Here is a 24,433-nt window from a genome sequence, read left to right as displayed (position 1 = left end):
TCATCATCGGGTTCGTCTCACGCCTCGCTTAAAGATCCCGCGCTTACTGCCGATAAAAACTGTGCAGCTATACTCATAGCTGTTCTCTGGTTGTTTTTTCTACAATAAAGGATTTACAGCATGGATCCGATACAAATTGCATCATTAGCCAGCAGCCTTGACTCTTATCAGCTTGATAACCAAGTCAACACGCTGGTGCTGAAAAAAGCGCTCGATACCCAGAAAACAATCGCCAGCGACTTGATTCAGCAGATCCCGCAGTTACCTTCCAACCCGGCAATCGGTCGTAATATCAATACCACCGCCTAACCCGGTTTGCCCGCTGGCGTTTGCGGTAACAGCGTCAACCGGCAACGTTTGCAAGCCCGCCTCGTGCGGGCTTTTTTGTTTCTTCGCTTGCCTGCAAGGGTAAATCGGCGTAGCCTCTGCCGAATTAAAACCGATCGGTCTAAATTATGAATGGCGAAACAGCAGCACGGCAAAAACCCCGCCGTGGACGGCCGCCAAAAGTCGAGCGCGACTTTACCGATACCCGCCAGGCGCTGATTCGCTCAGGCCTGGAAGTGCTAACGGAAACCGGCTATCTCTCAGCGGGTATTGATGCGGTGATCAAAAATATCGCGGTTCCTAAAGGCTCGTTCTATCACTGCTTTAAAAGTAAGCAGGAATTTGGCATGGCAGTGCTCACCGCTTACGGTGACTTTTTCGCGCATAAACTGGATAAATTTTTAACCGATACTCAACGCACACCGCTGCAACGTATGGCCGCCTTTGTGCACCACGCGGGCCAGGGAATGGCGAAATACGATTTCCGCCGTGGTTGCCTGGTGGGCAACCTGTTGCAGGAAACGCCACTGTTACCGGAAGCCTTCCCGGCGCGCCTGAAAGCCATCCTCGCCGACTGGGAAACGCGCGTCGCAAGGTGTCTGGATGAAGCAAAAGCCTGCGGCGAACTGCCGCCAGACGCCGCGAGCCGCGAACTGGCCAGGGTGTTCTGGTCCGGCTGGGAAGGCGCAGTGATGCGCGCCAAGCTGTTCCGCTCCGTCGAGCCGCTGGATCAGTACTGGAAATTTTTCCATCACAGCATAACAACCGCCCCTGCTGCGTGAAGCATGACGGGGGATGGAGCATCTGCACAGGACGGCGAAAACGCCGAAAATACACCTCATCCGACGAGGAAAACGCAGTCATGAAAGCATTAGTTCTGGAACAGAATGAGAATAAAACCCTGGCGGAAGTGAAAGAGGTCGACCTGCCCGCATTGGGTGAAGGCGACGTTCGGGTCGATATTGACTGGTCCAGCCTTAACTACAAAGACGCGCTGGCTATCACCGGTAAAGGCAAAATCATTCGCCAGTTCCCGATGGTGCCAGGCATTGATTTTTGCGGTCGCGTGAGCGAAAGCCGCGATGCGCGCTTTGCTCCCGGCCAGGCCGTGATCCTCACCGGCTGGGGCGTGGGCGAAAACCACTGGGGTGGACTTGCCGAGCAGGCCTGCGTAAAAGGCGACTGGCTGGTGGCGCTGCCGGAAAGTTTACGTGCGCGCAATGCGATGATCATTGGCACCGCTGGGTTTACCGCCATGCTGTGCGTCATGGCGTTGCAGGATGCAGGCATTAAACCGCAGGACGGTACCGTGCTGGTCACCGGTGCCAGTGGCGGCGTTGGCAGCACTGCTGTCGTGCTGCTGAAAGCGCTGGGCTACACCGTTGCTGCCGTGACCGGGCGCGAATCTACCCATGATTTTCTGCGTAAGCTGGGCGCCGATGAGATCCTGCCGCGCAGCGATTTTGAACAGACCCGCCCGCTGGAAAAACAGCTGTGGGCCGGTGCGATCGATACCGTTGGCAACCACGTACTGGCAAAAGTGCTGGCGCAGACGAACTACGGCGGATGCGTTGCCGCATGCGGTCTGGCAGGCGGTTTCGAACTGCCTACCACCGTGATGCCGTTTATTCTGCGAAACGTGCGTTTGCAAGGCGTGGATTCCGTGATGGTGCCAACCGCACAGCGCGGCGCCGTGTGGGAAAATCTCGCACGCACGTTGCCAGAAAGTTACTACCAGCAGGCAGCAACCGAAATTACGCTGGAACAGGCTCCGGCAACCGCTGCCGATTTTCTGAGTAATAAGATCCAGGGCCGTACACTGGTGAAAATCAGCGGCTAATCCGCCTTCCGGCGCGGGCTGTCGCGCCGGATCGTTCCCTCATCCGTTTCCTCTGAATCCCGTTGCGCGCTGCTTTCGTTTCACATTCCTGTGACATACTATCGGCTACAGCCGTAGAGCAGATAAGGAGATAAAGATGAATAATAAGGGTGCAAATCTGACCCCGGAGCAAGCGCTGGATCAACTTGAAGCGTTGTATGACCGTTCCGTTGAGGCCCTTCGTCAGGCGATCGCTCGCTATATTGACGACGGTCAGCTTCCCGATACCGAAGCCCGCGCACAAGGGTTATTCGTCTATCCGCAGTTATCCGTAAGCTGGAATGGCAGCGCGACGAACCCACCGAAAACCCGCGCCTACGCCCGCTTCACCCATTCGGGCTGTTACACCACCACCATCACCCGCCCTTCGCTGTTTCGTCCCTATTTACTCGAACAATTAACCCTGCTGTGCCAGGACTATGGTGCGCACATCGAGGTGGGGTTATCCGCGCATGAAATCCCGTACCCTTACGTGATTGATGGTTCGGAGCTGACGCTGGACAGATCAATGAGCGCGGGCTTAACGCGCCATTTTCCCACGACCGAACTGGCGCAGATTGGCGACGAGACCGCCGATGGCCTGTTCCACCCGACCGAGCTTTACCCGCTTTCCCATTTTGATGCGCGCCGTGTCGATTTCTCGCTGGCGCGACTGCGCCACTACACCGGCACGCCGGTTGAACATTTCCAGCCGTTTGTGTTGTTCACCAACTACACGCGTTATGTCGACGAGTTCGTGCGCTGGGGCTGTAATGAGATCCTCAACCCGGACAGCCCTTACGTCGCCCTCTCCTGCGCGGGTGGCAACTGGATCACTGCTGATACGGAAGCGCCGGAGCAGGCCATTTCCGACCTGGCGTGGAAAAAACACCAGATGCCGGCCTGGCACCTCGTCACCGCTGACGGTCAGGGTATTACGCTGATTAACATTGGCGTTGGCCCGTCGAACGCGAAAACCATTTGCGATCATCTGGCCGTGCTGCGCCCGGATGTCTGGCTGATGATTGGCCACTGCGGCGGCCTGCGTGAAAGCCAGTCGATTGGCGATTACGTACTGGCGCATGCCTACCTGCGCGATGACCACGTGCTGGATGCCGTGCTGCCGCCGGATATTCCGATCCCGAGCATCGCTGAAGTACAACGTGCGCTGTACGACGCGACCAAAGCGGTAAGCGACATGCCGGGTGAGGAGGTTAAACAGCGGCTGCGTACCGGCACGGTGGTCACCACCGACGATCGCAACTGGGAGCTGCGTTATTCCGCCTCCTCACTACGCTTTAACTTAAGCCGCGCGGTGGCGATTGATATGGAAAGCGCCACCATTGCCGCCCAGGGTTATCGCTTCCGCGTGCCGTATGGCACCCTGCTCTGCGTTTCTGACAAACCGCTGCACGGCGAGATCAAACTTCCCGGCCAGGCCAACCGTTTTTACGAAGGGGCGATTTCCGAGCATTTGCAAATTGGCATCCGCGCCATCGACCTGCTCCGCGCTGAGGGCGATCGTCTGCACTCGCGTAAATTGCGCACCTTTAACGAACCACCATTCAGATAACAATTAAAAAGGATTAACCATGCAAACCCCGACACCGTTACAAGCGTTACGCGATCGGCTGGTCGCCCTGGAGCTTGACGGTATGATTGTTCCGCGCGCCGATGCGCACCAGAGCGAAGACTGCGCGCCACATGATAATAAGCTCCAGTGGCTCACCGGCTTTACCGGTTCTGCCGGGCTGGCGCTGGTGCTGCGCGATAAGGCGCTGTTGTTCGTGGATGGCCGCTACCAGGTACAGGTACGCAGCGAAGTCGATCTCCATGATTTTGCGATCCACCATTTGCACAACGAGCCGCTGGATCAGTGGTTAAACGCTTCATTGCCTGCGGGCAGCCGCATCGGCTTTGAGCCGCTGTTGATGGTCAACAGCCAGTTTCAGGCGCTGAACGCCACGCACTGTGAACTGGTGGCACTGGATAGCGATCCGTTCGATGCCATCTGGGCCGATCGCCCGGCGGCACCGTGCGGCGCGATCCGTGAAATGCCGCTGGCGATAAGCGGTGAAAGCAGTGCCGATAAACGCGCACGCATCGCGCGGGTGCTGGCGGAAAAAGGCGCGGATTACCTGGCAATTACGCTGCCGGATAATATCGCCTGGCTGCTGAATATTCGCGGTTCGGACATCGCGATGAACCCGGTGGCGCACTCTTTCGCCTTGCTCAGCCGCGAGGGAAACGTCGAGTGGTTTGTCAATCCGCAGAAAATTGCCGGTTTATCTGCGCAGCTCACCTCCACGCTGACGCTGCATGATTTCGAGGATTTCCTGCCGCGCTGCCAGCAAATCGCTGCCGGCAAACGCATCCTGCTTGATGGTGATTTCGCGCCGGTGGCGCTGCGTTTTGCCATCGAACAACAGGGTGGTGAAGTGCTGTGGAGCGCCGATCCCATTACCTTTATCAAAGCGCATAAAAACGCGACCGAACTGGCAGGCTACCGCGAAAGCCACCAGCAGGATGGCGCGGCGTGGGTTAATTTTCTCGCCTGGCTGGCGCGCGAAGTGCCCGCCCGTGAAGCGGCGGGTAACCCGATAACCGAACTGGAAGCACAGCAAAAACAGCTGGCATTCCGCCAGCAGCAACCCGGTTTTATTGAACAGAGTTTCAGCACCATTTCAGCCTCCGCCAGCAATGCGGCGATGTGCCATTACCACAGCAGCGAAAAAACGAATAAAGCGATTACCTGTGCCAACTTCTATTTGAATGATTCCGGCGGTCAGTACCAAAACGGTACCACTGACGCGACGCGTACGCTGTCGTTTGGCCCTCTCAATGCTCAGCAGCGGTTGCATTACACCGCCGTGCTGAAAGGCTTTTTATCGATGTTCACCCTGCAATTTCCTGCAGGTACGCACGGTCACCAACTGGATGCGTTTGCCCGCCGGGCGCTGTGGGATTTAGGGCTGGATTTCGATCACGGCACCGGTCATGGCGTTGGTCATCAGTTGTTGATCCACGAGCAGCCGCAGCGCATTGCGAAAAAGGTCAACCCCTGGCCGCTGTCGGCGGGCAACATCATGACTATTGAGCCGGGCTACTATTTAGCGGACAACTACGGCATTCGTATCGAAAACCAGGCAGAAGTGGTGGAAAGCCAGCCGGGATTTTGTCGCTTTGCTTCGCTGACGCTTATTCCCATCGATTTAAGCCAGGTGGAATGGAGCCTGCTTAATGAACAGGAGCAGCAGTGGCTGGATGACTATCACCAGCAGGTGCGCGACACTCTATCGCCACTGGTTGATGACGACGCCCGCGCGTGGCTTGATGCCGCCACTGCCCCGCTGCGCGTGCAGGCAAGCTAAGCGTTCGGTTCATTTACAAACCCGCTGCGGCGGGTTTTATTTTAATAAGTGCAGGCGTAACGACTCTTCAGCGTTTCTTTGCCAGCCTATCGATGCCCGAACTGACGATAGCCTTTGTCATTGCGATGGATTGCTGCTTCAAAGAGAATTTCCCGCAGGGAAAAGCGCTAAGCTGTGGGATGTAAGAACGCAGAAAAGCAAAAAGCCTGCTTAAAAGCAGGCTTTTTAAATCTGGCTCCTCTGACTGGACTCGAACCAGTGACATACGGATTAACAGTCCGCCGTTCTACCGACTGAACTACAGAGGAATCGTGTGAACGGGGCGAATATTAGCGATGCCCCAAGGCCTTGTCAAAGCCTGATTTTCACATTTTGGCGCGTTTGCCGAATTATTCTCCATTCTGTGCAGAAATGGTGCTTTTTTGCGGCTTCGGGTACTTCCACAGCCAGCGCCCGCTGACCATACGCCAGTAAAACAGCGCGCCGCGCACCGCCCAGTCAAGGAACATGCCGAGCCAGACCCCAACCACGCCCATACCGAGCATAATCCCGAGGGTATAACCGGCGACGACGCGACAACCCCACATTCCCAGCATGGACACCCACATGGCAAAACGGGCGTCGCGCGCGCCTTTCAGCCCGGCGGGTAGCACCCACGATGCCGCCCAGATGGGCATAAACGCCGCGTTAAGCCAGAGAAGCACTTTAACCACCTCTTTTACATCCTCTTCCTGGGTGTAAAACGAGGCGAAAAGCCCGGCAAACGGCGCGGTTCCCCAGGCAAGCACCGTCAGTAACAGCGTCGAGAGCCAGAATACATGCCGCAACTGGCGCTCAGCCTGGCTTATCTGTCCTTTGCCCAGTCGTTTACCGGTAATAATTGTGGAGGCGGAACCCAGCGCGTTGCCCGGCAGGTTAATTAGCGCCGCAACGGAGAAAGCAATAAAGTTACCGGCGATAACGTTGGTGCCCATACCGGCAACGAACATTTGCGTCAGTAGTTTGCCGCCGTTAAACAGCACCGATTCGATACTGGCGGGGATGCCGATACCCATCACTTCCCAGATAATGCCGAAGTTGAGCTTTTCGAAGTAACTTTTTAGCGGAATACGCAGCGCCGGATTAAAGCCAATCATCAGCACCCAGATAATCGCCACCGCGCCAATATAGCGAGAAATGGTCAGCCCCAGCCCAGCCCCGGCGAAGCCCATCCCTTTCCAGCCAAAGAGGCCGTAGATCAGCACGCTGCTGATTAGAATGTTGAGGATATTCATGCCGCCGTTAATCAGCAGCGGGATTTTGGTATTGCCCGCACCGCGCAGCGCACCGCTGCCAATCAGCGCAATGGCCGCAGCCGGGTAGCTGAGAACCGTCAGTTCAAGGTAGGTCAGCGCCAGCGCTTTGACCTCCGCCGTTGCCGCCCCGGCGATAAAATCGATAATTTCTGTGCCGTAGTAGTGGATCACCGCCGCCAGCACAATCGAAAACAGGGTCATGATCACCAGCGACTGACGCGTCGCCGCCCTCGCCCGCTCGCCGTCCAGCTTACCGAGGCTGAACGCCACCACCACCGTGGTTCCCAGGTCGATAGCCGCGAAAAACGACATCACCACCATGTTAAAACTATCGGCAAGACCTACCCCCGCCATCGCCTCTTTGCCCAGCCAGCTCACGAGGAAGGTGCTGAGCACGCCCATCATCAGGACACAGGTATTTTCGAGGAAGATAGGTACGGCAAGGGGGGTGATTTCTCGCCAGAATAAAACACGGTAGCTTTTACGCTTTCTGTACCACGGCGTGCGCATGACAGCCTGGCGAAGAGGAGTAACGACGTTCAAATTGGTCCTTAGCCGCAAAAGGTGAAATCACATTTCAAATGATGGGGGAGAAACCCTGATCCTGCAAAGCATTTCGGCAGAAAACGATGATAACGAACTCAAATTGTCGATGGATTCAGCAGTCAGAACACCCTGCGAGAAATGAGGTTTGACAAAAGATTTTTCGCCGCTAAGATAAGCCTCCACAACGATTCCTCTGTAGTTCAGTCGGTAGAACGGCGGACTGTTAATCCGTATGTCACTGGTTCGAGTCCAGTCAGAGGAGCCAGATTTAAAAAGCCTGTTTTTAAGCAGGCTTTTTGCTTTTATCGCTCCGCTAAACATAGCGATAAGTTTTTCCCTTCCAGAAACGGCCCCTTTCCGCATCTTCAGTATCAAGCTGCATTTGTTACCTAATCCGTTGAAAATGTTTGCTTACCTTAATGCTCTAATCGCTGCTTGCAGAAATCATCGACATGCGTAATCAATACCGCGCGACAGGAAATACAAAAACGCGTGACCAGCCTGGTAAAGTTGCTCGCCGGTCACGCCGCGTCTATCAGGGACAAACATTTCAGGGTTAACCACCATGCGCAACCGTTTTACGACTCGTCTGGCAAAACGCCTTTTCGCCACCGCACTCCTTCTTTTTACTGCCTCAGGCCATGCAGATGTGGTGGGGCAAGCCCCCGAATACCAACAAATTGACGGGTTGATAAGAGAGCCGCTTTTGCTGGCGGTCACCTTAGATAATGGTCAGCCGGCCGTGCTGGATGCCTTTGTGACACGCATGACCAGCCAAACGCCTTTGCCCGTGGTGTTAATCACTAATGGAACCGTTGGCACTGCTGAATTTGATCGCTGGATAATCAACCCGAACCGTTATGCCGCAACGGCTATCGCTTTTGCGCGCCACGGTTATGCGGCGGTGGTAGTCCTGCGCCAGGGCTACGGGCAATCAAGCGGTGCGGCGGAGTATGCCGATGGCTCCTGCGCGCAACCTTTACATCTGCAGGCCGGGGAGCAGGACACCCGTAACCTGCTCGCCGCCCTCGATGCCGTGCGCCGCCAGCCGTGGGCCGCAGCCGATAACGCGATCCTTGCCGGGATGTCCGCAGGTGGTTTTGCGGTAATTGCTACTGGCGCGGCTAATCCACCAGGCGTTAAGGCGGTGATCAATTTCGACGGCGGAAGGGGCGCGATTGACGGGAAATCACTCTGCGATAAAGCTGGTCTGCTGCAAGCTTACGCACGTTACGGGAAAACAGCGCAGATCCCGTCCCTGTGGCTGTATGCGAAAAATGATAAATCCTTCCCGCCGTCGATGGGCAAAGAGATGTTCGATGCCTATCAGCAGAGAGGCGACACGGCGCAATTCATCACGATGCCTGCCTTCGGTAATAACGGCCATGTCTTTATGGATTCAGCGCCGGAGAGTTTCTGGTGGCAGACGGTGGCAGCATTTCTAAAACAGCAGCATTTACCGACCGGCGAAGCTGTGCCTCTGCCCGAAACGCACCTGGATGCACCACCCGCCCTCAATGCTGCCGGGAAAAAAGCGTTCTCAGAATATGCAGCAACACAACGCTATGAAAAAGCCTTTGCCACGGACGAGGACGGCGACTGGGGCGCCGCGTACTGGGCCAGAAACAGCCATCAAGCCGCAGAAACGGCGCTAAGTATCTGTCAACAGGAGCAGCGTCCGGGCGCGGCTAAATGCACGGTGTACGCCATTAATAACCGTGTCGTCACCGGAAAGATGCCTTAGAGCCAACAGAAACCGATATGCAGTGAAAACGCACTCAGCATGTGTTGCCATTCTGGCAACACATGCAATGTCTGGTCATAACTTAAAAGCGCTTCTATTAAATATTGTTTATGTGTCTTGTTTATGCTGCCCGCGTTTATAAAATGCGGCCGGGTAAGTTTTTTCGTAATACCCTTTCATTTCAACTTCATTAAGTGAAAGTGCCCGACGCAAATGAAACGAACATAGAATAACAGGAGCAATTAACACCACCACGGCACCGGAAATAACAGTAAATGGAACCACACCTAACAAACTGATATACCAGCCGGCAAAAGCAACGCCAAAAGGGTTCGCCAGACTGGATAAAAAGCCTGCCATGGCGCTCATTCTTACTCGGTAATCACGTGGCGTTGCGGTTGAGCGCAGCGTACTGAGGTTGATATTAATAAAAATAAACGCCATACCGCAGAAAAACGCTAGCGCAATAGACATATAGATATTTCCCATCAGGACAATTGCCATAACGCTGCTGCCCAACAGGACAAAACCAAATAAAACATTATTGAGCCGTCCCACCCATTCTCTTATGAAAGCGTTAATGTAAAGGCTACTAACAATCAATCCCAAAGCAAATGAGAGTTCGAATGCACCAAGATAGGTAGCGGGAAGCTTTAATTCAGTGCTGATCCAGTACGGTATCGTCACGGAAAAGAAAGGAAACATCGTAAAATTAATGACAGAGGAGACCAATGCAATATGAAATTCAGATTTAACATGATAAATCGCTTTAAATGCCCCTTTCGTTTTATGAAACCAGCTCTCCTTTTCACCCGTTGAAACGGCGTCCACATCATATTTAAACGATAAAATAATAAATGCGATGCAGGACAATACATAAACCAGTGCAGAAATGTACAGCGCAACCCCTGCTGAAAAAATCGAAATAAGCGAGGCGGCAATCACCGGACCTGCCAACATAATTATGGAATTGATGGTCGAGCGGTGCGATATAGCCTGCGTCACTTCCCCTTCTGCAACAAGATCGGGAATCAGTCCCATAATCGTTGGTTCACGCACAGATGAGATAGCGCTTATTACCACGAGTCCCGAGGCGATAGCCACCAGATTGAAATATCCCAGATAACTTGCCAGGCAGAATAATGTGATGATCCCTGAAACAGCGAACTGACAGGCAATGATAAATTTAATGCGATTGAAGCTATCGCCAAATGACGCCAGAAACGGTTTAAGGTAAACCTCTGCCGCCACGGATATCGCAATGAGTGAGGAAAAAGCGACCGCCGAGTGCGTGGCTTGCAGGCACCACCAGGCCATAGCCAGGCGGAAAATATGCCCCGACACCATGCCCAGCGATGCGCCCGTTTGCAATAAGAAGAAACGGAAGTCAGGACGCATCGACGCATCAACTTTCATATTGCCCATCCCATTAGCGCCAAAATTGCTTTTCGCTTTGTATCAGCCCCATCGTCCCCGCCGGTAAGGTTAACAATGTGGGTACAACTTGATCTTTGAGATACAGGATAGCGTGTTTGCTCCGATTCGCGACAGTTGCGAACTGCAGCGCTTAAACGTATGTTGATGATCATTCTGCTGGTTATTCATTGCGTTAGATAATGAGGAAAAATGGAATCACTGTTTGTTTACGGGACGCTTCGCCCCGGTCATTCGAATGCACATATTCTGGAAAATATCGGTGGAGAGTGGCTGCCGGGTTACGTTACGGGAACATTTTATGAATTTGGCTGGGGAGCCGCCGCCGAATTCCCTGGCATTGTGCTGGATAAAGACGGTTCCCGGGTTGATGGTTACCTGTTTATATCCGCTAATCTCGCGGCGCACTGGACGATGCTGGACGAATTCGAAGAGGGCTACGATCGTGTTCAGGTGGATGTGACCACGCTCGACGGCAAGCATGTGACGGCATGGATTTATCAACTGCAACCGCAGGAAAAAGCGTAGCATCGCTGTGATTAACAACCTTCATCGCCAAATGCAGCATGCCTGAAGCAAGTCTGCTGAACCTTTCTGCTGAATAAGGCCCCTCTTTTGCGGGGCTTATGCCTCGCTAACCGTTAAGCCGCAAAACGCTGGCGGTTTGCAAAATACCGGAACCTGTTCGAAGCAAATCCAACACCGGCGATACCGCTTCTCGCAGGCCGCCCCACGTTAGCAGCCCCTATCGTTATTTACCATGTTGAGTTGAACTCACAGCAGACCGCACAATTATTCGTTTTTCAAACCGCACACTATCAATAATACTCATCGCGTAAGCCTGGCAGCGCGCTGCTATGTAAAAATGAAACAGGATCTGCGTGACGTTTTAAAAACGTTCATTTAAAGCACCTGTCATATGCTGGCAGGCCATGTGTTATTTTCGACACGGGATTTATTAACAGTGATACAAAGCTGCCAGCACTATTTTTCGTTATCGCCAGTTAATACCGCACAATGAAATTCATAAGGCACATTAAATGACTTTTGAAATTTTAAATTACCTAATTGAAATTGCATCAAATAGCACTCAACTTCCTTCTGAAGCCCAGCGGAAAACGCATTATGATCACAGCCCGCCTGAGGATGAGTTATCCGCTTTTATTACGGCACTCTCGTCAGAAAAAGTGGATAACGATATTCTGTCTAAAACAAAATATCGCTTACAGCTACTTTCTACTGCACAAAAAGATGATAAAAAAGCAGAAGAGTTGTTATTAGCCAACATATCACCCGATAAAGAAGCGTTCCCGTTAATTGATTTTACAGAGTGGCCTATTGTCCGTTACGCTGTTTCGGGCGAATTACAAACTGTGGAATCGGAAGAATATTTTAACAACATTTCTACGGCAGCGGCGATAATACGCTCCGCGATTGTCGACTGCGAACGCGCTAAAAAAGCACCGACATTCTCTATTCTTGAAAAAGTCCTGGCGTTGAACAGCGCGTTACCTGAACGGTACAAAGCGATGGCAAATATTCTCTACTGATCTTTTGCGCGTTCGGGGAGAGTTGCGATGTCCGCTTCCTGCGGCGAGCGGACATAAAAAATGCACTTTCGCGCTTCGGGAATCACAGTAACAGAGGTTACTCGTTGCCCCACTGGTTCAGAAACGTCGCAATCTCATCAATACGCAGCGCGTCGATACCCGCTTCAGTGGCCATCTCTTGCTGCGCCTCTTCACTGATTTCTTCGTTATTCATCAAACGGGTGATCAGTAGCTGAAAATAGTGCGCCAGCGCATCGCGTTCTGATTCTTTTACCGTTTTTTCGGTTTCCGTCGAATACTCATCCACGATGTCATAAAATTTAAGCGGTACTTCGTTACTCATACATTCCCCCGGAGGTTGAGATCGTTTGCAGTGGTTATTACCACATCAAATCATCAGGCACTTTAAAATCAGCGTACGGATCATCTTCATCTTGCTCTTCCTGACTAAGCGCGCTGTTTAATACAATACTGTTCGCATCCCGCTGAGCGATTTTATCGGCTACGATTGCAGGAATAATCGCATATTCACTTTCATCCTTGCCATCAACAACCAGACGAGCAATGGCGAGGCGACCGCTAATCAGTTGTGCCTGAGTATTTTTATCCACCGCTATTTTTTTAATTAACTTATTATCTGTGAAATTAAAATCAATATTGCCTTTGGCAATGGTGATCCTGTTCATTTCAATAAGTTGTTTCACCTGCGCTTTATATTCTTTCGATAACGCAGCTTGTTTTTGTTGCTCGCTTAACTGCTTATCGCGCTCAAGCTGTGCTTTTTTATTCTCTTCCACTGCCTCTCTTGCTTCACGCGCCTGAACGCGTGATTTTTTAGCAGTGCGCTGGACTTTGGCCATTTTCTTACTGGTTACTAATCCCGCTTTGAGCATCTGCTCTTGTAAGGTGAGTTTTGTCATTTTCGTCTGTAAACCGGTTGAACAATGTGTCGGATTATAGCTGTAATTGCTGCGAAGAGACCAGATTGTGGAATCGACTCATTACCCGCGAAGCGCAAACATTGCGCTCGCCATTCCACACTCGCACGGGGCGAAAGCATTGCTCTGGCGGGACGGATTGAACAGAAAAACGGGAACCACAGCGAACAGTAAATGATGCCGAAACGCGGTTTAGAAAAACGCCGGTTTCGGCAGCAAACCATTCTGGATGTTTTAGACTTTAAGCAGCTTAACCGTCGCATCCACGTCTATCTCGTCTTCGGAGAAGATCAGGGTTGTTCCCTGAAAGGTGGTGATTGCCAGTTTTTTTAGCGAGCGCATTTCGCCAGGCTTCGCGGCTGATTTCGGCCGAATACTCCCCATCAACGCGCCAACAGACAACACCGCATTGTCTTTATCGATGCGGGTATCGGCAGGAACTTCTTCGCTGTACACCAGATAAGATTTGATCGAAGTGAGCTTAATTCGTTCACCGGCGATATAGATGTATTTGCTATCCGGGACCACTTTCACGGCATAAGCAGACAACCCTTTGTTGTTTGTCGTGGGTTCGAACGTTACCGCCGCATCTTTTTTAAGCAACTCAGGGTTGGCGACCTTAATCACATGAAAGTAACGGTTTTCTCCGTTTTCATCTCTGATAAATCCAAAACCTTTATCTTTAAACCAGGTTGTGATCTTTCCGTTCATCGCCTTACCACCTACTTAATCGTTCATTTGCTCTGTTTTTGCTGCGCGCAGTTTAAAGCACAATGCCTGCGCCGACTACGTCTTTGGCTTAAGTGTCGGTGATAAATTTCCACACTGCAAAACGGAGTGCGGCGCTTTATAAAAGCGCCGCACGATGAGGAGGTAAGGTTTTCAACGGCAGTTTCTGATCAATCACGCCAGCCAATCGCCGGTGCGACATGCTTAAGAATCGACTCAATCACGTGCGCATTATAATCTACGCCTAATTGATTCGGCACCGTCAGCAGTAGCGTATCCGCTTCGGCAATGGCCTCATCCTTTTTCAACTGCTCGATTAATTTATCCGGTTCTGCGGCGTAGCTGCGGCCAAAAACAGCGCGGGTTTTCTCATCAAGAAAGCCGATTTTATCGCTGTCATCATGGCTGCCACCAAAGTAAGCCCGATCACGATCGTCCATTAACGCAAAAATACTGCGGCTGACGGAAACGCGCGGCGTGCGCGAGTGCCCTGCTGCTTTCCAGGCTTCACGGTAGGCACGAATCTGCTGCGCCTGCTGGATATGGAACGGTTCGCCGGTTTCATCATTTTTCAGCGTGGAGCTTTGCAGGTTCATCCCCAGTTTTGCCGCCCAAACCGCTGTCGCGTTCGAACCTGCGCCCCACCAGATACGTTCGCGCAAACCTTCAGACCAGGGTTCCGGGCGCAGCAAACCGGGCGGGTTCGGGAACATCGGCTGCGGGTTCGGTTTGGCAAACCCTTCGCCGCGCAGCACATCCAGAAACGTTTCCGTATGATGGCGCGCCATATCCGCATCGGTTTCGCCTTCCGCCGGCTGAAAGCCAAAATAGCGCCAGCCATCAATAACCTGTTCCGGGGAGCCCCGGCTGATGCCCAATTGCAAACGCCCGCCGGAAATCAAATCTGCCGCACCGGCATCTTCTGCCATATACAGCGGATTTTCATAGCGCATATCGATAACGCCGGTGCCAATCTCTATTTTGTGCGTTTTGGCACCAATGGCGGCCAGCAGCGGGAAAGGTGAGCTGAGCTGGCGGGCAAAGTGATGCACGCGGAAATACGCGCCATCCGCACCAAGTTCTTCAGCGGCAACCGCCAGATCGATGGATTGCAGCAACGTATCAGCCGCCGAACGCGTCGCGGATTGTGGCGAAGGTGTCCAGTGACCAAATGACAAAAATCCGATCTTCTTCATGGCGTCGTTGTCCTTCTGTTCAGAAAGGTAATCAGCAGACGGGAGTGTAATTACCCGTCCAGAATTGCCCCTACTCTACGCACTCCATGAGAAGAATAAATACCGATCGTTTAACCTTAAGGTTCAAATTTATTGATAAACCATTCTATAGCGGTTGTTTATCTATCGGGTTGTTCATAGCAGGTGCACTAATATTTACCGGCATACCAGAACGGCGCTCCAGTTCCAGGGTTGCGCGGTTCGCATCAATGCCTTCGCCTTTCATCAGCGCATGCAGCACCGGAGTGGCAGGCAGCGGCACTTTGTTGCTGGACTCAAACTCGGCGCGATTGCGGGATAGCGGTTCGTGAACTTCAACCCAACTGCTGCCATCCGGCTCGGTGGTTATCTTGACCGGCTGGTCGATAATCTGCACCCGCGTTCCCACAGGCACGTTGTCGAAGAGATATTTAATGTCGTCGCTGCGTAAACGGATACAGCCCTGACTGACGCGCAGCCCAATGCCAAAATTAGCATTCGTACCGTGAATAGCGTACAGCTTCCCGATATAGATGGCATAAAGCCCCATTGGGTTATCCGGCCCGGCGGGCACAAACGCAGGTAAAGTTTTTCCCTCTTTTTCGTACGCTTTCCGCGTATTCGCCGTAGGTGTCCAGGTTGGCCCTTCCTGCTTGCGTTCCACCGAAGTCACCCAGTTGCGCGGCGTTTCGCGTCCGGCCTGGCCGATGCCAATCGGTAAGATCTCGACCGTATTCGAATCTTTCGGGTAATAGTAGAGGCGCATTTCCGCAACGTTAATCACAATGCCTTCGCGGACGGTAGCGGGCAGGATCACCTGCTGCGGAATGACCAGCTGCGAGCCAGCTTTGGGTAAAAAGGGATCGGCATCCGGGTTGGCTTCGAGCATATTACTCAGCCCCTGTCCGTATTTCGCGGCAAACGCTTCCAGTGGGAAGGTGTTGTCATGAGGAATGGTGATAGTTAACGGGCTGCCCACCAGCCGACTGCCTTCCGGCGGCAGCGGATAGCTCACAGCCTGCGCGCCCTGGGCGCAGAGTAACGCAACACAACAAAGAAGTTTAACGCAGCGCATCATCTTATCCTCAGGCGCAACGGGTATTTGCTAATCATAGTTTGCTTTGTGGGTTTTCTCTTTTTTACAGCGCATTATCGCTTCACAGCGCAAAGCCATAGTGCGAGCCATCCGGCAGCTCAATATCAATGCGTAGCTTGCTGCCTGTCGCTTCCACATAGCGCTTCAGCGTGGAAAGTTTAATGTCCCGGCCCTGCTTTTCCATCACCGCTACCGTGGGCTGTTTCAGCCCCAACTCCTGCGCCATTTCGATCTGCGTTTTTTGTACCCGCTCACGCAGCTCTGCAAGATGGATATTGAGCAGCATCTCTTGCGCGAGTGACTGCGCAGCGGTGACAACATCAGCCTTTTGTTCGGCAATTAGCTGTTCCAGTGTTTTGCTCATCGTATTACTCCTTGATTTTAATCTGGTGCAGATGGTGCGTTAGCTCCCGATCTGCAATCTGGATCATCACATCGTAAAAGCGTTTGTCATGACTCGCCTTGTTACCAGCGCAAAGCAATATGCCCACGCGCTGCGGATCAAAGGCATAGAAGACCCGAAACGGCTCACCCCGGCTTTGTATGCGCAGTTCCTTCATATTGTTATAACGCGAGCCTTTTACCGTATCCGCGTAAGGCCTTGGTAGCTGCGGACCTTTAACCCGTAGCACCATCAACGCCGCCAGTACACGGGCGCGATCGTTGTCACCCAGTGCATCAAACCACTTTTCAAACGTCTGCGTCATTGTTATCTGCCACACAACACACCTCACCAATATAGATCAAAAACTATATAGATCAAATTCTATATTTGAATGATGTAGCGTTCGGTCGGTGTATGCATGCACAGATGGAAAGTAATGGAAGCGTGATTCCTGAATATCAGCCGCAAAATGCAACGTTGCATTGATTTTGCGACCCGGCTTCACGCAAAAAAAACCCCGCCGGAGCGGGGTTTGCTGTTACAGCGTAGACGTTACGCTTTCGCACGGCTGGCGATGATATCGTCCGCCACGTTGCGCGGCGCTTCCGCATAGTGGTGGAACTCCATGCTGTAGGTCGCGCGGCCTTGCGACATGGATCGCAGCGTGGTGGAGTAGCCAAACATCTCGGCCAGCGGCACATCGGCGCGGATAATCTGGCTACCGAAACGCTCTTCCATGCCCTGCACCATCCCGCGACGGGAAGAGAGATCGCCCATAATGTTCCCGGCGTACTCTTCCGGCGTTTCCACTTCCACATGCATGATCGGCTCAAGGATTGCCGGATCCGCTTTACGTGCGCCCTCTTTGAAGCCAAAGATCGCCGCCATGCGGAAGGCCATTTCCGAGGAGTCGACATCGTGATAGGAACCGAATGTCAGGGTTGCCTTCACATCGACGACCGGATAACCCGCCAGCACGCCGTTGTTCATGGCTTCGCGCAGGCCTTTTTCCACGGAAGGAATGTACTCGCGCGGCACCACGCCGCCTTTGGTGGCATCTTCAAATACAAAGCCGCTACCCGGCTCCAGCGGTTCAAGTGTCAGAACCACATGACCATACTGACCTTTACCGCCGGACTGGCGCACAAATTTACCTTCGATATCCTTCACGGTTTTACGCAAGGTTTCGCGATAGGTAACCTGCGGGCGACCGATATTCGCCTCCACGCCAAACTCACGTTTCATGCGGTCGACAATAATTTCCAGATGCAACTCGCCCATCCCGGAAATAATCGTCTGTCCGGATTCCTCGTCAGTATGCAGACGGAATGACGGATCTTCTGACGCCAGCCGTTGCAAGGCGATGCCCATTTTCTCCTGATCCGCTTTGGTTTTCGGTTCAATAGCGAGCGAAATCACCGGCTCAGGAAACTCCATGCGCTCCAGGGTGATCACTTTATCCGGGTCGCTTAACGTGTCACCGGTGGTGACATCTTTCAGACCGACGCACGCGGCAATATCACCGGCGCGCAGCTCATCCACTTCGTGGCGATCGTTGGCATGCATCTGCACGATACGTCCGATACGCTCTTTCTTGCCTTTCACCGGGTTGTAAACTGCATCCCCTTTTTTCAGCACGCCGGAATAGACGCGGATAAAGGTAAGCTGTCCAACATACGGGTCGGTCATCAGTTTAAACGCCAGCGCCGAGAACGGTTCGTCGTCATTCGCATGGCGCTCTGCCGGTTGGCCTTTTTCATCCACGCCCTGAATAGCAGGGATATCCAGCGGCGACGGCATCAGTTCCACCACCGCGTCGAGCATGCGCTGGACGCCTTTATTTTTAAAGGCGCTGCCGCACAGCATCGGCTGAATTTCCCCGGCAACCGTGCGTTTGCGCAGGCCGGCAATAATTTCCGCTTCGTCGAGCGAGCCGGTTTCCAGATATTTATCCATCAGCTCGTCACTGGCTTCCGCCGCCGCGGACATCATCTTCTCACGCCACTCCAGCGCGGTTGCCATGAGATCATCCGGCACCGGGCCATAGCTGAAAGTCATGCCCTGCGTCGCGTCATCCCAGATGATTTCGCGCATTTTGATCAAATCCACCACGCCGGTGAAATGCTCTTCCGCGCCGATAGGGATCACAATCGGCACCGGGTTGGCTTTCAGGCGGTCGATCATCATCTGTACCACGCGGAAAAAATCCGCGCCGGGTCTGTCCATCTTGTTGACGAACGCGAGACGCGGCACGTGGTATTTATTAGCCTGACGCCACACGGTTTCCGACTGCGGTTGCACGCCACCCACGGAGTCATACACCATTACCGCGCCGTCGAGCACACGCATGGAACGTTCCACTTCAATGGTGAAATCCACGTGCCCGGGGGTGTCGATAATGTTGATGCGGTGCGGCTCAAAACCTCTGTCCATACCAGGCCAGAAGCAGCTTACCGCCGCAGAGGTAATAGTAATGCCGCGCTCTTGCTCCTGCGCCATCCAGTCGGTTGTTGCCGCGCCATCGTGTACTTCACCCAGTTTGTGGCTCATCCCGGTGTAAAACAGAATGCGCTCAGTAGTGGTTGTTTTACCGGCATCGATATGCGCTGAGATACCGATGTTGCGATAACGTTCGAGGGGGATGGGTCGGGGCATGATGCGTCCTTAGTCATTTGACTGTTAGTTCGCGACCGGAATTGGCCGCTATTCATTCACGGCATCTATAATAGTACAACTGTACGAGTATATTCGAACTATTTTTGCTATTCTTACGATTGGTTGAGCCGCGATTGACCTCGTGGCTTTCGCAAAGCAGTTTGCGTATAGTACCGGCCCAGCCGCCGATACGGGCTGCTGCTTTTTCAGCACAGCCACCGCCGACACAGGAAGATTATGATCGCTAACCACCCCGAACGTGAGCAATTTCGCCTTGAAAATGTGCTCTTTGCCCTTGGCAATCCCCTGCGCCTGGCGATGATCAAGCGGCTTGCCGACGGCAGCGAATTGAGTTGTAACGCCCTGCGCCCGGAAGATGTGGCGAAATCCACGATGACGCACCACTGGCGCGTCCTGCGCGATAGCGGCGTGGTCTGGCAGCGCCCGCAGGGACGGGAAAATATGATCTCCCTGCGCCGTGAAGACCTCGACGCCTGCTTTCCGGGATTGCTGGATACGCTGTTGCAGGCGATGCAAAAAGAGGGGTAATGCCGGGCAAGGCGAAGCGACACCCGGCAAAAAGATCTTATTTCGTTTCCGGCAACACTATATTGCTCGCCGCCAGCGTGCCCATGTGGTTGTAGATCGCACATGCCGCATCAACCAGTTGCATCGCCAGCGCCGCCCCGCTCCCTTCACCTAAACGCATGCCCATATTGAGATACGGCTCCAGCCCTAAATGTTCCAGCGCCAGGTGCGCCCCTTTTTCCGCCGACAGATGCGAAGGGATCAGGTACGGTTTTACCTGTGGCGCCATGCGGCACGCCGCCAGCGCCGACGCGTAAGAAAGAAAACCATCCAGAACTACAGGCAAACCACAAGACGCCGCGCCGAGCATCACGCCGGTCATTCCCAGCAGATCGTATCCCCCCACTTTTGCCAGCACCTCAAGGCCATCGGCGGGATTGGGCTGGTTGACGGCAATTGCTTTACGCACCACCTGCGCTTTATGCCCGAGCAGGTTTTCCGGCAAATTTGCGCCAATGCCGACCACATGTTCAGGTTCTTCGCCGGTCAACACGCTGACAATCGCCGCCGCCGGCGTGGTGTTCGCCATGCCGAGTTCACCGACGCCAAAGAGCTTCACGCCTTGCGCCGCCAGCTCTCGGGTATAGCGCATCGTTTCCAGCAACAACGCTTCGGCTTGCTGCTGGCTCATTGCCGGGCCGGTGGCGATATTGTCGCTGCCGCGCGCGACTTTCATATTCACCAGGCCGGGGATCGGATCGGCATCAATGCCAACATCCAGCACATGTACTTTCGCACCGGCCTGCGCGGCCAGAACGCAAACGCCCGTCGTCGCCTGCGTCATGTTCGCCGCCTGAATCGCAGTGACAACCTGCGGTGATACCGCCACGCCCTCATGCCAGACACCATGATCGGCACAGAGCACCACAATGGCTTTCTCACCGCTACGTGGTGTGCCGTTTAACCCCGGCATTCCCGCCAGTTGTACCGCTAATGCTTCCAGTCGCCCGAGGCTGCCAACCGGCTTCAGTAAACCATCCAGGTGGCGCTGTGCCTGCGCCATTGCTACATCATTGGGGGTCGGAATACTTGCCAGTAGTGTCGTCAATGTCTGCATGTTGTTTCTCGTTATGTTGCGGGCTGTTCAGAGCAGCGCCAGAAGAAATACCAGTTCGCCAAGTTCAATCGCTGCACCCAGCGTGTCGCCGGTTTGCCCACCCAGCGTGCGTTTAAGCATCTGCCCCAGCAGAAAGATCGCCGCCAACATCACCAGCAGCGCAATAATCCCTTTCATGCCCAATATGGCAATCGCCAGCAACGCCGTGATTGCCAGCGTAACCAGCGTGTCTCTGGCGGAAACTTTGCCGATAAACAGGTTGCCGAGCCCCTCTTCGCGCGCATAGCGATGGCCGAACATCAGTAATACTGAGCAGCCACGCCCGGCGGCGCAGGCCATCGCCAGAGCGGCAATGATGCTCACACCGCGCAGTTGCAGCTCGCTGATAACCAGGATTTTGGCGACCAGCACAAACACCAGCGCCAGGCCACCGTGGGTGCCAAGTCGGCTGTCACGCATGATTTCCAGCATCCGTTCGCGTCGACGCGCGGAAAAGATACCGTCGCAGGTGTCCGCCAGACCATCCAGATGAAAGCCACCGGTTAGCAAGGCCAGCGCCAGCACGCCAAAAAGCGCCGCCAGCGGCACGCCGCACCAGGGTTGTAACGCCAGTACGACAACACCGCTGAGCGCCCCGAGCAGCAGCCCGACCAATGGAAAGGTCACAATACCGCGCACATATTCCGCGACATCCAGCCCCTGCACACAACGGCCAGGCACCGGCAAACGGCTGATAAAGGAGAGCGTGGCGAAAAACAATTTGATCATTTGATTTTGACTCCAATCCCAGACACCACCAGCCAGACGTGATCTGCCGCCTGCGCCAGCCGCTGGTTGACGCGCCCGGCGATATCGCGAAAATGCCGCGCCAGCCGGTTTTCCGGCACAATACCCATGCCCACTTCATTAGTCACCAGCACCACCGGCGACGGGCACGCCGCGCAGGCTGCAATCAATTGCTCAATCTCTTGCTGAACCTGCGCTTCCAGCGCGGCGTAATCCCAGTTATCCGGGTCGTCGCCCGCGCCAGAAGCAAATAGCAGATTGGTGACAAGCGTCGTAATGCACTCCAGCAATACCGCTTCGTCAGGATCGTTATGCGGAGTAATGACGGCTGACAATTGTTGCCAGCGCTCTTCGGTGCGCCAGTGTCGGGGGCGTTCCTGCCGGTGGTGCTCAATCCGCATCGCCATTTCGTCATCAACGATTTGCGAAGTGGCGATATAGAGCACCGTTTTTGCATCCGCGACCAGCGATTCAGCATGACGGCTTTTGCCGCTGCGCGCGCCGCCGGTAACAAGGGTTAACATGCTTGCTCCTGATGTTGCTGCATAATCTGATAAATACGATCAATGTCCACATGCTGACGCATGGCGTCGGCGAGGATATCAAACTGCTGCGCTTTGTACTGCGCATAATCAACGCGCGCATCCAGCGGCGGCAGCCCTTTGCGCTGGCGCAGCCCGTTAAGCAGTGTGCGGGTGAACGCGTCGCTATCAAACAAGCCATGCAGATAGGTGCCAAACACCAGACCGTCACGGCTGACTGCGCCGTCTGCCACGCGCTGCCCCGCTTTTTGTAGCCACAACGCCGGCTGGCAACCGCTGCTGCGCGTGGTTTCACCCAGATGAATTTCATATCCGCGCAGCGTTAGCCCGGCGCACGGCGCCAGCCAGCCGGGGAGCGTCTCCTGCAAACTCGCTTCGACTCGGGTGGTGGTTTTGTCGCGGGCAAATTGCGTCACCGTCTCCAGCAGCCCCAGCCCTGGCTGTTGACCCAGCCCGGACTCCACCTCATCAATAATGGTGTCGCCAAGCATTTGATACCCGCCGCAGACACCGATAATTGGCACACCCGCGCGATGTCGTTCCAGCACTGCTTTCGCCAGCCCGCTTTCGCGCAGCCAGTTAAGATCGCCAAGGGTGTTTTTACTACCAGGGAGGATTAGCAGATCGGCGCTATGCAGCTCCTCCGGCGTGCGCACGTAGTGAACGCGTACGTCGGGCTGAGCAGCGAGCGCATTGAAATCGGTGAAATTAGAGATATGCGGGAGTTGCACCACGGCGATATCCAGCGCCCGCTCGCCGGCGCGCAGATATTTTCCACGCTGTAACGCCACGCCGTCTTCATCTTCAAGGTCGACCTCCAGCCACGGCATTACGCCAATCACTGGTACGCCGGTCAATGCTTCGATCTGCTTAATTCCAGGGGTGAGCAGCGCGACATCGCCGCGAAATTTATTGATGATCACTCCTTTCACCCGCCAGCGCTCATGCTCCTGTAACAGCGCCAGCGTGCCGTAAATCGCGGCAAAAACGCCGCCTCTGTCAATATCCGCCACCAGAATGACCGGGCAAGCGGCCATCTCTGCCATGCCCATATTGACAATATCCCGGTCGCGCAGGTTGATCTCCGCCGGGCTGCCCGCGCCCTCCAGCACCAGCGCGTCATACTCCTGCGCCAGGCTCTGGTAAACGCGGATAATCTGCTCGCGCAGCCGCGGTTTATAGTCGTGATAACTTACGGCGTCCATATCGGTGGCAACTTTGCCCATCAGCACCACTTGCGCGTTGCGATCGCTGGTCGGTTTGAGCAGCACCGGGTTCATGCGCACATCCGGCTGGACACCCGCCGCTTCCGCCTGAAATATCTGCGCACGCCCCATCTCGTGGCCGCCTTCGGTGATACCGGAGTTGAGCGCCATATTCTGCGATTTAAACGGCGCTGTTTTTAGCCCGTCCTGATGAAAAATACGGCACAGCCCCGCAACCAGCACGCTTTTGCCCACGTCCGATGCGGTGCCTTGCAGCATAATGGCCTGCGTCATGACGCCTCCTTAACCTGCGTCGCCCGCATGCGGGCAAAAAATTCGTCTTCACTTTTGCACAGCGGCAACCCCAGCTCACTGTGCAGTTTTACTAACCATGGCTGTGTCAACCCGGCATCTTCTATTAATGTCCGGCGGGCAAAAACCTCGCCGGGCGCGCCGTGGGTCAGCAACTCACCGTGGCGCAGCACATACACCGCGTCACAAACCTCATAGATTAAATCAATGTCATGGCTGGAGATAACAATATGATTTCCCTGCGCCACGATGCGCCGGATGAGCGCAATCATCTGCGTGCGCCCGGCAGGATCCAGCCCGGCGGTCGGTTCATCAAGGAGCAGGTATTTTGCCTGTAATACCAGCGCACCGGCGATTGCCACACGCTTTTTTTGCCCGTGGCTCAGGCACTGAATTGGCTGCTGGCGAAAAGAGTGCGCATCCACCAGCGTCAGCGCCTCGTCAATGCGGCGGGCGATTTCCGCTTCCGCCACGCCAATATTACGCAGGCTGAACGCGATATCGCTGTCGATATCGGTATAAAAAATTTGCTGATCGGGATCCTGAAACACGGTGGTAACTTGCTGGCGCAGCGCCAGCAGCCCGCGCTTGCTGTAATCGAGTGGTTTTCCCTGCCACCACACCGCCCCCTGTTGCGGGCGCAAAATCCCGCTCAGGTTCATAAACAAGGTCGACTTGCCGCAGCCGTTAGCGCCCACCAGCCCGGTGACCGGCTGGCGAGAGAAATCAAGCGTTAAGCCCTTTAGCGTCGGCGCGTCCTGATAACTGAACCACAAATCCCTGGTGACCAGCATGCTCAAT

Annotated in this window: 24 protein-coding genes, 2 tRNA genes and 1 pseudogene; 10 read left to right on the top strand and 17 right to left on the bottom strand. The window is 54.2% G+C overall.

All coding sequences use genetic code 11. The features are described 5' to 3' along the window. Nucleotides 1–120 precede the first annotated feature (120 nt). The 5 genes and pseudogenes from M8Q36_RS15145 to M8Q36_RS15125 all read left to right on the top strand — a co-directional run bounded on the left by M8Q36_RS15145 (nucleotide 121) and on the right by M8Q36_RS15125 (nucleotide 5,556). A complete protein-coding gene (locus tag M8Q36_RS15145) occupies nucleotides 121–309 on the top strand; it encodes a YjfB family protein (protein WP_017458405.1) in 189 nt (62 codons plus the stop codon). A 146-nt stretch (nucleotides 310–455) separates the two neighbouring features. After that, nucleotides 456–1,193, top strand: a pseudogene (gene acuR / locus M8Q36_RS15140) (acrylate utilization transcriptional regulator AcuR). Then, nucleotides 1,190–2,167 carry an acrylyl-CoA reductase (NADPH) gene (gene acuI / locus M8Q36_RS15135; RefSeq protein ID WP_249881423.1) on the top strand — a complete coding sequence of 326 codons (978 nt, stop codon included), beginning with the start codon at nucleotides 1,190–1,192 and terminating at the stop codon, nucleotides 2,165–2,167. Before acuR ends, acuI begins: the two are co-directional and overlap by 4 nt. 136 nt (nucleotides 2,168–2,303) lie before the next feature. Next, nucleotides 2,304–3,758: an AMP nucleosidase gene (locus M8Q36_RS15130; RefSeq protein ID WP_249881422.1), complete on the top strand. Its 1,455-nt coding sequence runs from the start codon at nucleotides 2,304–2,306 to the stop codon at nucleotides 3,756–3,758. A 19-nt stretch (nucleotides 3,759–3,777) separates the two neighbouring features. Beyond that, nucleotides 3,778–5,556 (top strand): aminopeptidase P family protein, encoded by a 1,779-nt coding sequence (locus M8Q36_RS15125; RefSeq protein WP_249881421.1) that lies wholly within the window; start codon nucleotides 3,778–3,780, stop codon nucleotides 5,554–5,556. Between the two features lie 232 nt (nucleotides 5,557–5,788). Here the strand turns inward: M8Q36_RS15125 and M8Q36_RS15120 are convergent. From M8Q36_RS15120 to M8Q36_RS25600, 3 genes are all read right to left on the bottom strand, one after another. After that, nucleotides 5,789–5,864: transfer RNA gene (locus M8Q36_RS15120), tRNA-Asn, on the bottom strand. An 81-nt stretch (nucleotides 5,865–5,945) separates the two neighbouring features. Continuing rightward, nucleotides 5,946–7,412, bottom strand: coding sequence for an EmmdR/YeeO family multidrug/toxin efflux MATE transporter (locus M8Q36_RS15115; RefSeq protein WP_096325403.1), 1,467 nt, complete (start codon nucleotides 7,410–7,412; stop codon nucleotides 5,946–5,948). A gap of 9 nt (nucleotides 7,413–7,421) precedes the next feature. Next, the gene (locus tag M8Q36_RS25600; RefSeq protein ID WP_353891278.1) at nucleotides 7,422–7,580 is read right to left on the bottom strand and encodes a DUF5951 family protein; all 159 of its coding nucleotides are present in this window, start codon (nucleotides 7,578–7,580) and stop codon (nucleotides 7,422–7,424) included. 6 nt (nucleotides 7,581–7,586) lie between these two features. Between M8Q36_RS25600 and M8Q36_RS15110 the strand changes: the two genes are divergently transcribed. Both M8Q36_RS15110 and M8Q36_RS15105 read left to right on the top strand, forming a co-directional pair. Next, a tRNA-Asn gene (locus M8Q36_RS15110) sits at nucleotides 7,587–7,662 on the top strand. Nucleotides 7,663–7,962: 300 nt separating this feature from the next. After that, the gene (locus M8Q36_RS15105) at nucleotides 7,963–9,141 is read left to right on the top strand and encodes a dienelactone hydrolase family protein (protein WP_249881420.1); all 1,179 of its coding nucleotides are present in this window, start codon (nucleotides 7,963–7,965) and stop codon (nucleotides 9,139–9,141) included. A gap of 108 nt (nucleotides 9,142–9,249) precedes the next feature. Here the strand turns inward: M8Q36_RS15105 and M8Q36_RS15100 are convergent, their stop codons facing one another. Beyond that, on the bottom strand, nucleotides 9,250–10,557 hold the full coding sequence (locus M8Q36_RS15100; protein ID WP_249881419.1) for an MFS transporter: 1,308 nt from the start codon (nucleotides 10,555–10,557) through the stop codon (nucleotides 9,250–9,252). Nucleotides 10,558–10,767: 210 nt separating this feature from the next. Here M8Q36_RS15100 and M8Q36_RS15095 point away from each other — a divergent pair, with 210 nt between their 5' ends. Together M8Q36_RS15095 and M8Q36_RS15090 are read left to right on the top strand one after the other, a co-directional pair. Continuing rightward, nucleotides 10,768–11,103, top strand: coding sequence for a gamma-glutamylcyclotransferase family protein (locus tag M8Q36_RS15095; protein ID WP_249881418.1), 336 nt, complete (start codon nucleotides 10,768–10,770; stop codon nucleotides 11,101–11,103). A 512-nt stretch (nucleotides 11,104–11,615) separates the two neighbouring features. After that, entirely contained in the window at nucleotides 11,616–12,125 is a 510-nt protein-coding gene (locus M8Q36_RS15090; RefSeq protein WP_249881417.1) for a hypothetical protein, read from the top strand. A gap of 97 nt (nucleotides 12,126–12,222) precedes the next feature. Here the strand turns inward: M8Q36_RS15090 and M8Q36_RS15085 are convergent, their stop codons facing one another. The 8 genes from M8Q36_RS15085 to fusA all read right to left on the bottom strand — a co-directional run bounded on the left by M8Q36_RS15085 (nucleotide 12,223) and on the right by fusA (nucleotide 19,142). Then, entirely contained in the window at nucleotides 12,223–12,468 is a 246-nt protein-coding gene (locus M8Q36_RS15085; RefSeq protein ID WP_017458416.1) for a DUF2543 family protein, read from the bottom strand. 37 nt (nucleotides 12,469–12,505) lie between these two features. After that, the gene (locus M8Q36_RS15080) at nucleotides 12,506–13,045 is read right to left on the bottom strand and encodes a DUF2058 domain-containing protein (RefSeq protein WP_249881416.1); all 540 of its coding nucleotides are present in this window, start codon (nucleotides 13,043–13,045) and stop codon (nucleotides 12,506–12,508) included. 252 nt (nucleotides 13,046–13,297) lie between these two features. Continuing rightward, nucleotides 13,298–13,774 (bottom strand): cold-shock protein, encoded by a 477-nt coding sequence (locus M8Q36_RS15075; protein ID WP_249881415.1) that lies wholly within the window; start codon nucleotides 13,772–13,774, stop codon nucleotides 13,298–13,300. 188 nt (nucleotides 13,775–13,962) lie between these two features. Beyond that, entirely contained in the window at nucleotides 13,963–14,988 is a 1,026-nt protein-coding gene (locus tag M8Q36_RS15070; RefSeq protein WP_249881414.1) for an LLM class flavin-dependent oxidoreductase, read from the bottom strand. A 145-nt stretch (nucleotides 14,989–15,133) separates the two neighbouring features. After that, entirely contained in the window at nucleotides 15,134–16,084 is a 951-nt protein-coding gene (gene ldtA, locus M8Q36_RS15065) for a L,D-transpeptidase (protein ID WP_249881413.1), read from the bottom strand. A gap of 79 nt (nucleotides 16,085–16,163) precedes the next feature. Further along, complete coding sequence (gene proR / locus M8Q36_RS15060) at nucleotides 16,164–16,466, bottom strand: transcriptional regulator ProR (protein WP_249881412.1); 303 nt, start codon at nucleotides 16,464–16,466, stop codon at nucleotides 16,164–16,166. A gap of 4 nt (nucleotides 16,467–16,470) precedes the next feature. After that, on the bottom strand, nucleotides 16,471–16,824 hold the full coding sequence (locus M8Q36_RS15055) for a type II toxin-antitoxin system RelE/ParE family toxin (RefSeq protein WP_416211206.1): 354 nt from the start codon (nucleotides 16,822–16,824) through the stop codon (nucleotides 16,471–16,473). Nucleotides 16,825–17,039: 215 nt separating this feature from the next. Then, on the bottom strand, nucleotides 17,040–19,142 hold the full coding sequence (fusA, locus tag M8Q36_RS15050; protein WP_249881410.1) for an elongation factor G: 2,103 nt from the start codon (nucleotides 19,140–19,142) through the stop codon (nucleotides 17,040–17,042). A gap of 237 nt (nucleotides 19,143–19,379) precedes the next feature. Between fusA and M8Q36_RS15045 the strand changes: the two genes are divergently transcribed. After that, nucleotides 19,380–19,691 carry an ArsR/SmtB family transcription factor gene (locus M8Q36_RS15045; RefSeq protein ID WP_017458424.1) on the top strand — a complete coding sequence of 104 codons (312 nt, stop codon included), beginning with the start codon at nucleotides 19,380–19,382 and terminating at the stop codon, nucleotides 19,689–19,691. Nucleotides 19,692–19,728: 37 nt separating this feature from the next. On the opposite strand, the gene cobT is transcribed toward M8Q36_RS15045, so the two are convergent. Genes cobT through M8Q36_RS15020 form a run of 5 tightly spaced genes read right to left on the bottom strand, consistent with a single transcriptional unit; the run spans nucleotide 19,729 to nucleotide 24,426 of the window. Then, nucleotides 19,729–20,787, bottom strand: a complete 1,059-nt coding sequence (cobT, locus tag M8Q36_RS15040; RefSeq protein WP_249881409.1) for a nicotinate-nucleotide--dimethylbenzimidazole phosphoribosyltransferase — start codon at nucleotides 20,785–20,787, stop codon at nucleotides 19,729–19,731. Nucleotides 20,788–20,814: 27 nt separating this feature from the next. Next, nucleotides 20,815–21,555: an adenosylcobinamide-GDP ribazoletransferase gene (gene cobS / locus M8Q36_RS15035; protein WP_249881408.1), complete on the bottom strand. Its 741-nt coding sequence runs from the start codon at nucleotides 21,553–21,555 to the stop codon at nucleotides 20,815–20,817. Continuing rightward, nucleotides 21,552–22,097 (bottom strand): bifunctional adenosylcobinamide kinase/adenosylcobinamide-phosphate guanylyltransferase, encoded by a 546-nt coding sequence (gene cobU, locus M8Q36_RS15030; RefSeq protein WP_249881407.1) that lies wholly within the window; start codon nucleotides 22,095–22,097, stop codon nucleotides 21,552–21,554. Before cobU ends, cobS begins: the two co-directional genes overlap by 4 nt. After that, entirely contained in the window at nucleotides 22,091–23,614 is a 1,524-nt protein-coding gene (locus M8Q36_RS15025) for a cobyric acid synthase (protein ID WP_249881406.1), read from the bottom strand. Before M8Q36_RS15025 ends, cobU begins: the two co-directional genes overlap by 7 nt. Continuing rightward, nucleotides 23,611–24,426 (bottom strand): energy-coupling factor ABC transporter ATP-binding protein, encoded by an 816-nt coding sequence (locus M8Q36_RS15020; RefSeq protein WP_249881405.1) that lies wholly within the window; start codon nucleotides 24,424–24,426, stop codon nucleotides 23,611–23,613. The genes M8Q36_RS15025 and M8Q36_RS15020 overlap by 4 nt, the downstream gene beginning before the upstream one ends. Nucleotides 24,427–24,433: the final 7 nt, after the last annotated feature.

It is taken from the genome of Kosakonia sp. R1.Fl (assembly GCF_023516815.1).
GTDB lineage: Bacteria > Pseudomonadota > Gammaproteobacteria > Enterobacterales > Enterobacteriaceae > Kosakonia.
This window is presented reverse-complemented; position numbering and strand designations above follow the sequence as displayed.

What these genes read in the sequence shown, in the direction of transcription:
- M8Q36_RS15145 (WP_017458405.1), top strand. Translation starts at nt 121, where the DNA reads ATGGATCCGATACAAATTGCATCATTAGCCAGCAGCCTTGACTCTTAT.
- acuI (WP_249881423.1), top strand. Translation starts at nt 1,190, where the DNA reads ATGAAAGCATTAGTTCTGGAACAGAATGAGAATAAAACCCTGGCGGAA.
- M8Q36_RS15130 (WP_249881422.1), top strand. Translation starts at nt 2,304, where the DNA reads ATGAATAATAAGGGTGCAAATCTGACCCCGGAGCAAGCGCTGGATCAA.
- M8Q36_RS15125 (WP_249881421.1), top strand. Translation starts at nt 3,778, where the DNA reads ATGCAAACCCCGACACCGTTACAAGCGTTACGCGATCGGCTGGTCGCC.
- M8Q36_RS15105 (WP_249881420.1), top strand. Translation starts at nt 7,963, where the DNA reads ATGCGCAACCGTTTTACGACTCGTCTGGCAAAACGCCTTTTCGCCACC.
- M8Q36_RS15100 (WP_249881419.1), bottom strand. Translation starts at nt 10,557, where the DNA reads ATGAAAGTTGATGCGTCGATGCGTCCTGACTTCCGTTTCTTCTTATTG.
- M8Q36_RS15095 (WP_249881418.1), top strand. Translation starts at nt 10,768, where the DNA reads ATGGAATCACTGTTTGTTTACGGGACGCTTCGCCCCGGTCATTCGAAT.
- M8Q36_RS15090 (WP_249881417.1), top strand. Translation starts at nt 11,616, where the DNA reads ATGACTTTTGAAATTTTAAATTACCTAATTGAAATTGCATCAAATAGC.
- M8Q36_RS15085 (WP_017458416.1), bottom strand. Translation starts at nt 12,468, where the DNA reads ATGAGTAACGAAGTACCGCTTAAATTTTATGACATCGTGGATGAGTAT.
- M8Q36_RS15080 (WP_249881416.1), bottom strand. Translation starts at nt 13,045, where the DNA reads ATGACAAAACTCACCTTACAAGAGCAGATGCTCAAAGCGGGATTAGTA.
- M8Q36_RS15075 (WP_249881415.1), bottom strand. Translation starts at nt 13,774, where the DNA reads ATGAACGGAAAGATCACAACCTGGTTTAAAGATAAAGGTTTTGGATTT.
- M8Q36_RS15070 (WP_249881414.1), bottom strand. Translation starts at nt 14,988, where the DNA reads ATGAAGAAGATCGGATTTTTGTCATTTGGTCACTGGACACCTTCGCCA.
- ldtA (WP_249881413.1), bottom strand. Translation starts at nt 16,084, where the DNA reads ATGATGCGCTGCGTTAAACTTCTTTGTTGTGTTGCGTTACTCTGCGCC.
- proR (WP_249881412.1), bottom strand. Translation starts at nt 16,466, where the DNA reads ATGAGCAAAACACTGGAACAGCTAATTGCCGAACAAAAGGCTGATGTT.
- fusA (WP_249881410.1), bottom strand. Translation starts at nt 19,142, where the DNA reads ATGCCCCGACCCATCCCCCTCGAACGTTATCGCAACATCGGTATCTCA.
- M8Q36_RS15045 (WP_017458424.1), top strand. Translation starts at nt 19,380, where the DNA reads ATGATCGCTAACCACCCCGAACGTGAGCAATTTCGCCTTGAAAATGTG.
- cobT (WP_249881409.1), bottom strand. Translation starts at nt 20,787, where the DNA reads ATGCAGACATTGACGACACTACTGGCAAGTATTCCGACCCCCAATGAT.
- cobS (WP_249881408.1), bottom strand. Translation starts at nt 21,555, where the DNA reads ATGATCAAATTGTTTTTCGCCACGCTCTCCTTTATCAGCCGTTTGCCG.
- cobU (WP_249881407.1), bottom strand. Translation starts at nt 22,097, where the DNA reads ATGTTAACCCTTGTTACCGGCGGCGCGCGCAGCGGCAAAAGCCGTCAT.
- M8Q36_RS15025 (WP_249881406.1), bottom strand. Translation starts at nt 23,614, where the DNA reads ATGACGCAGGCCATTATGCTGCAAGGCACCGCATCGGACGTGGGCAAA.
- M8Q36_RS15020 (WP_249881405.1), bottom strand. Translation starts at nt 24,426, where the DNA reads ATGCTGGTCACCAGGGATTTGTGGTTCAGTTATCAGGACGCGCCGACG.